The following is a 6,511-nucleotide window of genomic DNA, read 5'->3' as shown; positions in this document are numbered from 1 at the left end:
AATATTAGGGAATGGGGGAGTGGGAAATAATAATTAATTATTCGCTTGTTCCCCCTACTCCCTACTCCCTACTCCCTACTCCCCAATTAAGAATGTAACTTGACTTGTTCTGCTGATTTTTTTTCACCCTTAGAATTCCAACTGCGACGTGCAGCTTCCACAAATTGACTGACACGGATTGGATCAATTGGTTGCTCTATCCGTCCGTGACGTTTCAGCGAACTAGAAACTATTACACCATCTGCTGCTTGTATTAATGTATCAATATTTTCCCAATTGGCCCCACTACCGATGAACACTGGCGTGCCATCTGCTGCACCACAAGCTAGTTCCAAATCTTCTAAGTTAGGAGGGCTACCAGTAGCCCAACCAGACAAAATCACCCCGTCCGCTAAACCCCTTTCAATGGTGTCTTTGACGGCGACTGTGAGATTTTGATAACTCAAAGGACGGGCGTGTTTCACCAACACATCGGCTAGGATTTTAACATCAGATCCCAACTCCCGTCGATAGCGGAGTAATTGATGGGCTTCTCCCTCAATTAATCCCTGATCGGTTGCCATCACCCCTGTGAGGATGTTGACGCGGATGAATTGTGCCTGTAAACAGCTAGCGATCGCCATTGCACTTTTGGCATCGTTTCGCAAAACGTTTAAGCCTACAGGCAACGTCACTAAATTCTGTATCCGTTGCACCACAATGGTCATAGCACTCACAACCACTGGATCGACTTGGTTTTTAGTAAACGGCGCGTCGAAAAAATTTTCCACAATCATCCCGTCAACCCCTCCGCTTGCCAGGGCCGCAGCTTCTTGTTCGGCGCGGTCAATTACCGCTTTTAGGCTACCTCCCCAACGAGGTGAGGTAGGCAGTGGTAGCAGGTGAACCACGCCAATAATCGGTGAGCGAGTTTTAAATAGCTGATATAAATCCACGTCTTTAATCTGCCTCGCAAAGTCCAGAGTCCAGAATTTTTTGACTATTGAACGTCAGTTCAACGCCACTTCCCTTAAGGTTAAGAACCTCCCTTCTCCTGGCAAAGACGCTACACGTAGCTTGCTTACCCGTAGGAATACGGGTGACGCAGTTCTTCATGGGGAAAACCCCCTCTTCTGTGGACTGCCTTGCCGCGCGTGACTGGCTCCTCTTGACCCTTGACTCTTGACTTTTCATTAATTAGTCAAATGTGTTTTATGATAGTCGTTTTACTGCCTCCTTCCTCAAATGGAAATTGGCGTGAAACCTCTCATAAGATATGTTAAGATAAAATCTGGCTACAAGAGGAGTTTGCCACTCACTAGACGCAAGGCAGCTTTCCGTGGTTTAGATGTCTTGTGCACGCACAGTCGTAGCACCAGTAAATCGCTAGGGTAGCATTACTGCTTTATAGGCGTAGTCGCTTTCGTCGATTTCCCTGAGGGTAGCGACTTCTCACAACAAGCCCTTTGGGCGGCTCCCCGATGGGTAGGTTAACAACGTACACGCTGTGGTAATGTAAAATACCAATAGGCAATTGTTAAAAAAGATTAAAAGTGTCAAATGAACCCAAAGACACTTCAATTTACACTGTGGAACAGATTGATAAAAATATCATAACATGACCTCTATTTTTATTATTGATAGGGTCATAACTCAATGCACAGTTGCTAACAGTGGGAGTATGCCACTGTGATGTTCTCACGAGGATGCTGATAGCAAAAAAGCGAAGTTAGCGCCGGAATGTTTGACTACAAGAAAAAAATGAAGATTTTTTCAAAATATGGGTGACAAGCCAACAATTGCATTTTCTCACCTGGGCTGCGAGAAAAACCGAATTGATACAGAACACATGCTGGGAATGCTCGTAGAAGCAGGCTACGGTGTAGATACAAATGAAGAGTTAGCAGATTACGTTATTGTTAATACCTGTAGTTTTATTGAAGCAGCAAGACTTGAATCTGTCAGAACTTTGGTAGAACTGGCAGAGGCAAACAAGAAAATCGTAATCACTGGCTGTATGGCGCAACACTTCCAAGAACAACTTTTGGAGGAGTTGCCGGAAGCAGTAGCCGTTGTGGGCACAGGCGATTATCACAAAATTGTAAATGTAATTGAGCGTGTAGAACAAGGTGAGCGGGTCAAAGAGGTTAGTATTGAGCCAACCTACATTGCCGACGAAACTACACCGCGCTATCGCACGACAACCGAGGGCGTAGCTTACCTGCGGGTTGCGGAAGGATGTGATTATCGTTGTGCATTTTGTATAATTCCTCATCTTCGGGGAAATCAGCGATCGCGTACTATTGAATCAATCGTCGCGGAAGCCGAGCAGTTAGTTAGTCAAGGGGTAAAGGAAATTATCTTAATTTCCCAAATCACCACTAATTACGGTCTGGATATTTACGGTCAGCCAAAATTAGCCGAATTACTTCGCGCTTTGGGGAAAGTAGATGTACCGTGGATCAGAATGCACTACGCTTATCCCACGGGACTGACCCCAGATGTGATAGCGGCGATCCAAGAAACACCCAACGTCTTGCCTTATCTGGATTTGCCCTTGCAACATTCTCATCCAGATATTCTCCGCGCCATGAACCGTCCCTGGCAAGGACGTGTAAATGATGGGATTATAGATCGCATCAAAACGGCGCTACCAACAGCCGTACTGCGGACAACATTTATTGTTGGTTTCCCAGGAGAAACAAGCGAGCATCTTGAGCATCTACTAGAGTTTGTCCAACGGCATGAATTCGACCATGTTGGTGTGTTTACCTTTTCGTCCGAGGAAGGAACCCCCGCCTACAAGCTACCAAATCAGTTGCCCCAATTGGTGATGGACGAGCGTCGATACCAACTGATGGAACTCCAGCAACCGATTTCTCAAAAGAAAAATCAACAGGAAGTCGGCAAAATCGTTGATGTCCTGATTGAGCAAGAAAATCCTGAAAGTGGTGAATTAATCGGTCGTTCAGGTAGATTTTCCCCAGAGGTTGATGGTCTGGTATATGTCAAAGGTCAGGCAAAGTTAGGAACCATCGTGCCAATAGCGATCCACCACGCTGATACATACGACCTCTATGGTCAAGTAGTCAATAACTAAGTCGTCATTTGTACTTTGTCAAATGGCCAATAACCAATGACTAATGGCTAATCTAAAAATCCCTACATAAAATTTAGGAGAATTAATGACTCTTTCATTTCAAGAATTAGGCATTTCCCAACAACGTGTCGAAAAACTAGAAAAAATCGGTTTTACCGAACCGACTAATATTCAAGTGCAAGCAATTCCCCAATTGCTAGACGGTCGTGATGTGGTTGGTCAATCTCAAACTGGAACAGGCAAAACGGCAGCATTTTCACTGCCAATTTTAGAGCGGCTGGATATTAATCAAAAAGCCGTGCAAGCCATAGTTTTAACACCAACTCGTGAATTAGCAATGCAAGTTCACGATGCGATCGCTCAGTTCATCGGCGATGAAGGATTGCGGGTGTTAGCAATCTACGGTGGTCAATCAATTGACCGCCAAATGTTACAACTCAAACGTGGGGTTCACATGGTCGTGGGCACCCCAGGAAGGGTGATCGACTTGCTGGATCGCGGCTGTTTAAAGCTCGATCAAGTGAAGTGGTTTGTGTTGGATGAAGCCGATGAAATGTTGAGTATGGGCTTTATTGATGATGTGGTGAAAATCCTCTCTCAAGCGCCCGTAGATCGTCAAACAGCTTTATTCTCAGCAACAATGCCACCATCGATTCGGATGTTGGTGAACAAGTTTTTGCGATCGCCTGCAACTGTCACCGTTGAGCAGCCAAAAGCCGCTCCCAACAAGATTAATCAGGTAGCTTATTTGATCCCCCGCCACTGGACAAAAGCCAAAGCTTTACAGCCAATTCTGGAAATGGAAGATCCAGAAACAGCTTTAATCTTTGTCCGCACCAGACGCACAGCCGCAGAACTTACCAGTCAGTTGCAATCTGCTGGTCACAGTGTCGATGAATACCACGGTGACTTGTCGCAACAAGCGCGGGAAAGGTTATTAGTCCGGTTCCGTAACCGTCAAGTGCGTTGGGTAGTAGCAACTGATATTGCAGCCCGAGGCTTAGATGTCGATCAACTCTCCCATGTGATCAACTACGACTTACCCGATAGTGTAGAAACCTACGTCCATCGTATTGGTCGGACTGGTCGTGCTGGTAAAGAAGGAACAGCAATTTCTTTAGTACAGCCATTTGAGCGGCGCAAGCAGCAAACATTTGAACGTCATAACCGCCAAAGTTGGCAAGTGCTGACGATTCCCACACGCGCCCAGATTGAAGCAAAACACATTCTGAAATTGCAAGAACTGGTGCGAGAAGCTTTGACAGGTGAGCGCTTGGCTTCATTCTTGCCAATTGTTAGCGAACTGATTGAAGAATACGATGCTCAGGCGATCGCCGCAGCTGCACTGCAAATCGCTTACGATGAAACTCGTCCCGCTTGGTTGAACTCAGACGTGGAAATTCCCCAAGAAGAATCTTCCGCTCCCAAACCCAGAGTGGGCAAGCGTCGTGAAGCTTCCAGCGATCGCCCTCGTGCTGCGTGGAAATCAGATAGCAGCACTGGGGAAGAGCAAAGAAATGCTTCTCCCAAGCCCAAACTGCGGACAAGCGATCGTGAATCTTCTGCATCCCCTGCATCCCCTAGTAAAAAGCTAGGTTCACCTACAGCTAGGGAATGAGCTTCTTAGTCAATAATTAGAAGTTAATCAATTTGGGATTTTAGACTTCGGCGTAAGCGCTACTTCGACATGGCTCAGTACAAGTCAGTCGAACGCTTTTTCCTTCAATCCAAAATTCCAAATCTAAAATCGGTAGAGTTGAGAGTTAATAGTCAATATTTTGACTTTGGCTCTTGACTTTTTGATTTTTTGGCTAACTTCTTCTATCAGTTTGTCGAAACATGGATAAAGATACATTCTTCGTGGTCTTATGTTCACTATCCCAGACTTAGAACAATTACAAGCAGAGCATCCAGAATGGCAGATGGAGCTGGTAGACGGAAATATAATTGTTATGGAGCCATCAGATTATGAGTCAGAGGAAATAGGTGCTGAGTTTGCACGACAGATGGGTAATTGGGTACGCCCACAGAGGCTAGGACGGGTAACTGGTTCTAGCGCTGGTTTTATTTTGCCTACATTAGAAACTGAAAACGGCAAAGAAGCTGATCACGAAAAACGAAATCTCCGCGCTCCCGATGTATCTTTTGTTCGTGCTGATAAACTAAAAAAAAGTAAGCGCGACTTTGTGGAACTGGTGCCTGATTTGATGGTAGAGATAAAATCTAAGTCAGACCGGATAAAACCACTGGTAGAAAAAATTCAGCTATTCCTACAACTTGGATCTACAGTTGGTATCTTGATTGATCCTGACAAATTGACGCTTACAGTTTATCGGCTCAACCAAGAACCAATAGTTTTGCAAGACAACGACAAACTGACACTACCAGACTTACTACCAGGTTGGGAGCTAGTAGTGTCAGAAATTTGGCCGCCTGTGTTTGAGTAGTTTAGAGATACTACAGCCAAGGACGACTAACTTGTTCTAATTCTCCAATTTCATCGTCGCTCAATCTCCAGCCCAAAGCACCAGCATTCTGCCGTACTTGTTCGGCATTCTTCACCCCAGCAATAGGAATAACGTTCCCCTGAGCAATTAACCAGTTTAGAGCAACTTGGGCAGGGGTGCGATCGTATTTCTCCCCGAAGTTGCGTAGTAAAGATATGACTGGAGCAATTTTTTGCAGACCTTCTTTCTTAAACCGCGAGTCTATTTTCCTCCCACCAGTAGGGGTTTCAGGACTATCAATAGTGTACTTGCCAGTGAGTAATCCTTGTGCTAAAGGACTATAAGCCAAAATAGTCACACCCAAATCACGGGCAGTTGTGATAATATGTTGGCTTTCAATTTGGCGACTAAGTAAAGAATAGCGTACTTGGTTCACAGCCAAAGGCACTCCACGGGCTGCTAATATTTGATGTGCGTCTCGCATTTGCTCTGCTGAGTAATTACTTACACCCACTGCGGCAATTCTGCCAAGCTTCACTTCATCCGCTAGGGCATTCATCAAAGTTTTTTGACTTAAAAGGAAGGCAAAAGGCCAATGCACTTGGTACAGGGCGATTCGTTCTAATTGCAGGCGTTTGAGGCTGTCTGTTAAAGCATCAGAGACAGATTGGGCTGTAAATCGCCACGGTAGAGGGCCAAATTTTGTGGCGATTTGTACAGGTTGTTGTGTCTGTTGCAGAAATTGTCCCAAAAATTGTTCACTTTTTCCCATTCCGTAGACTTCGGCAGTATCAAAGAAGGTAACACCAGCTTCTAAGGCTGCTGTAAAGGCTTCTTGTAACTGTTCTGGGCCATAGCCGTTGCCATAATTCCAAAAGAGTTTATCACCCCAAGCCCAAGTGCCTATGCACAAGGGTGTAACTGCTGGGCCATTTTGCCCCAATGTGATTGTTTCCACGGTTGCAAAATTTAATTTATTTATATT

Annotated in this window: 5 protein-coding genes; 3 read left to right on the top strand and 2 right to left on the bottom strand. The window is 45.2% G+C overall.

Annotated elements, in window-relative coordinates:
* Positions 1 to 86: 86 nt before the first annotated feature.
* Positions 87 to 935 (bottom strand): photosystem I biogenesis protein BtpA, encoded by an 849-nt coding sequence (gene btpA, locus F8S12_RS33005; protein ID WP_196520492.1) that lies wholly within the window; start codon positions 933 to 935, stop codon positions 87 to 89.
* A gap of 824 nt (positions 936 to 1,759) precedes the next feature.
* Here btpA and rimO point away from each other — a divergent pair.
* The 3 genes from rimO to F8S12_RS32990 all read left to right on the top strand — a co-directional run bounded on the left by rimO (position 1,760) and on the right by F8S12_RS32990 (position 5,526).
* Positions 1,760 to 3,079 (top strand): 30S ribosomal protein S12 methylthiotransferase RimO, encoded by a 1,320-nt coding sequence (rimO, locus tag F8S12_RS33000; RefSeq protein ID WP_196520491.1) that lies wholly within the window; start codon positions 1,760 to 1,762, stop codon positions 3,077 to 3,079.
* Between the two features lie 85 nt (positions 3,080 to 3,164).
* Positions 3,165 to 4,697 (top strand): DEAD/DEAH box helicase, encoded by a 1,533-nt coding sequence (locus F8S12_RS32995; protein ID WP_196520490.1) that lies wholly within the window; start codon positions 3,165 to 3,167, stop codon positions 4,695 to 4,697.
* A gap of 250 nt (positions 4,698 to 4,947) precedes the next feature.
* Positions 4,948 to 5,526 (top strand): Uma2 family endonuclease, encoded by a 579-nt coding sequence (locus F8S12_RS32990; RefSeq protein WP_196520489.1) that lies wholly within the window; start codon positions 4,948 to 4,950, stop codon positions 5,524 to 5,526.
* 10 nt (positions 5,527 to 5,536) lie between these two features.
* On the opposite strand, the gene F8S12_RS32985 is transcribed toward F8S12_RS32990, so the two are convergent.
* Positions 5,537 to 6,484 (bottom strand): aldo/keto reductase, encoded by a 948-nt coding sequence (locus F8S12_RS32985; protein ID WP_196520488.1) that lies wholly within the window; start codon positions 6,482 to 6,484, stop codon positions 5,537 to 5,539.
* Between the last annotated feature and the right edge of the window lie 27 nt (positions 6,485 to 6,511).

Source organism: Nostoc sp. WHI (genome assembly GCF_015714725.1).
In the GTDB taxonomy this organism is placed as follows: Bacteria; Cyanobacteriota; Cyanobacteriia; order Cyanobacteriales; family Nostocaceae; genus Nostoc.
Note: the sequence above shows the minus strand (reverse complement) of the source record. Positions and strands in the feature narration are given on the sequence as shown.